This window comes from Streptomyces mesophilus (assembly GCF_011044995.1).
GTDB lineage: Bacteria > Actinomycetota > Actinomycetes > Streptomycetales > Streptomycetaceae > Streptomyces > Streptomyces mesophilus.
Genome location: NZ_JAAKZW010000419.1, coordinates 1 through 2851, shown reverse-complemented (window position 1 = coordinate 2851; position 2851 = coordinate 1). Strand labels below are relative to the sequence as shown.

The window sequence follows — 2851 nt, the reverse complement described above, 5'->3', positions numbered from 1 at the left end:
GCACCCGACAGCGCACCCCAGCCCAACCTCACCCGAAGCACGCCCGCACCGCACCCCGCTTGTCAGAGCACCCCAGTAGCCTCGACCCGTGCCCGCAAGACTCACTCACCCCGATCAGCTCAAGGAGCTGCTCGGCATCCCGTTCACCCCGGAGCAGACGGCCTGCATCACGGCACCGCCCGCGCCGCAGGTGATCGTGGCCGGCGCCGGGTCCGGGAAGACCACGGTGATGGCGGCCCGCGTGGTGTGGCTGGTGGGCACGGGGCAGGTGGCCCCGGAGCAGGTGCTCGGTCTCACGTTCACGAACAAGGCGGCCGGTGAACTCGCCGAACGCGTACGGACCGCCCTGATCAAGGCGGGCATCACCGACCCGGAGACCCTCGACCCGGACAACCCTCCGGGCGAGCCCGTGATCTCCACGTACCACGCCTTCGCGGGACGCCTCCTCACCGACCACGGCCTGCGCATCGGCATAGAGCCGACCGTGCGGCTGCTCGCCGACGCCACCCGATTCCAGCTCGCCGCCCGCACCCTGCGCGAGGCGCCGGGCCCGTATCCCTCACTGACCCGCTCCTTCGCGGACCTCGTCAGCGATCTGCTCGCGCTCGACTCGGAGCTCGCCGAGCACCTCGTGCAGCCGGGCACCCTGCGCGCGTACGACCGGGAGCTGCTCCGCACACTCGAGAGCGCCAAGCTCAGCAACGCCGAGCTGCGCAAGGTCCCCGAAGCCGCGGCCGCCCGCCTGGAGCTGGCCGAGCTGGTCGGCCGCTACCGCGAGGTCAAGCGCGCCAAGGACGTGCTCGACTTCGGCGACCAGATCGCGCTCTCCGCGACCCTCGCGGACACCCGGCCCGAGGTCGGGGCGATCCTGCGGGACGAGTTCCGGGTCGTGCTGCTCGACGAGTACCAGGACACGAGCGTGGCCCAGCGGATCCTGCTCTCCGGCCTGTTCGGCGCCGGCACCGGCCACCCCGTGACCGCGGTGGGCGACCCCTGCCAGGCGATCTACGGCTGGCGCGGCGCCTCGGTCGCCAACCTCGACGACTTCCCCGAGCACTTCGCGTACGCCGACGGCCGCCCCGCGAACCGCTTCGCGCTGAGCGAGAACCGCCGCAGCGGCGGCCGCCTCCTCGACCTCGCCAACACCCTGGCCGAGCCCCTGCGCGCCCTGCACGCCGGTGTCGAGGCGCTGCGCCCCGCCCCCGGCGCCGAGCGCGACGGTGTCGTACGGATCGCGCTCACCGAGACCCACGCCGAAGAGCTGGAGTGGCTCGCGGACTCGATCGCCCACCTTGTCCGTACCGGCAAGGAACCCGCGGACATCGCGGTCCTGTGCCGTACGGCGGGGGACTTCGCCGAGATCCAGGGAGCCCTGGTCGCCCGGGACATCCCGGTCGAGGTGGTCGGTCTGTCCGGACTCCTGCATCTGCCCGAGGTCGCCGATCTGGTGGCGGTGTGCGAGGTGTTGCAGGATCCGGGCGCCAACGCCTCGCTCGTACGGCTGCTCACCGGGCCGCGGTGGCGGATCGGGCCGCGCGACCTCGCGCTGCTCGGGCGGCGGGCGCGGATGCTCGTGCACCGCGAGCAGGACCCGGAAGGGGACGCGGACGCCCGCCTCGCCCAGGCCGTGGAGGGCGTCGACCCGGCCGAGGTGATCTCGCTCGCGGACGCGCTCGACACGTTCCTCGAAGCGGAGCCGGCCGAGACCGACCTGCCGTTCTCGTCGGACGCCCGCGTGCGCTTCGCCCGTCTGGCCACCGAGCTGCGCGAGCTCCGCCGCTCGCTCTCCGACCCCCTGATGGACGTCCTGCACCGCGTCCTCGCCGTCACCGGCCTCGACGTCGAGCTCTCCGCGTCCCCGCACGCGCTCGCCGCCCGCCGCCGCGAGACGCTCTCCAACTTCCTCGACATAGCGGCCTCGTTCGCGTCCAACGACCCCTCCGCCTCGCTGCTCGCCTTCCTCGGCTTCCTGCGCACCGCCGCGCAGTACGAGAAGGGCCTGGACAATGCGCTGCCCGGCGGCGAGAACACGGTCAAGGTCCTCACCGCCCACAAGTCCAAGGGCCTGGAGTGGGACGTCGTGGTCGTCCCCGGCCTGGTCACGGGCACCTTCCCCAGCGGCCAGGGCCGCGAGAAGTGGACCGCGCAGGCCAAGGTCCTGCCGCACGCCCTGCGCGGCGACGCGGCCACGCTGCCCGAGGTCGGGGGCTGGGACAGCCGGGGGCTCAAGGCCTTCCAGGAGGACATGAAGGACCACCAGCGCACCGAGGAACTCCGCCTGGGATACGTGACGTTCACGCGCCCCCGCTCCCTCCTCCTCGGCTCCGGGCACTGGTGGGGACCCACACAGAAGAAGAAGCGCGGCCCGTCGGACTTCCTGACCGCGCTGTACGAGCACTGCGCCGCCGGTCATGGCGAGATCGAGCTGTGGGCCGAGGAGCCGGACGACGAGGCCGAGAACCCTGCCCTTGCGGAGGCCTCCGCCGAGCACGCCTGGCCGCTGCCGCTCGACGACGCCTCGCTGGCGCGCCGGCGTGCCGCGGCGGCGACCGTCCTCGCCCACCTCGACGCCCTGCGCACCGCGCAGGCGTACGGCCACGACGAGACCCACCCGTCCGCATACGGCGACGTGCCGAGCGACGAGGCCCACGAGGACGCGTACGACCCGGAGTGGCCGCCGGAACCCGAGGACTTCGAGGAGCCCGAAGGGCCGTACACGGAGGGGGAGGACCTCCCGGCCGACTGGGACGACTTGCCGCACCAGCGACCGGACGGCCCGGGTTCGGGTTCAGCTCCGCACCGCCCGGACGGCCCGGGTTCGGCTCCGCACCGCCCGGCCGCCCCCCACCCG

1 protein-coding gene is annotated in these 2851 nt (G+C 73.4%); it reads left to right on the top strand.

The features are described 5' to 3' along the window. Positions 1-88: 88 nt before the first annotated feature. Positions 89-2851 (top strand): ATP-dependent helicase (locus tag G6045_RS40145; protein WP_165337184.1); only part of this gene is annotated, 2763 nt, incomplete at its 3' end.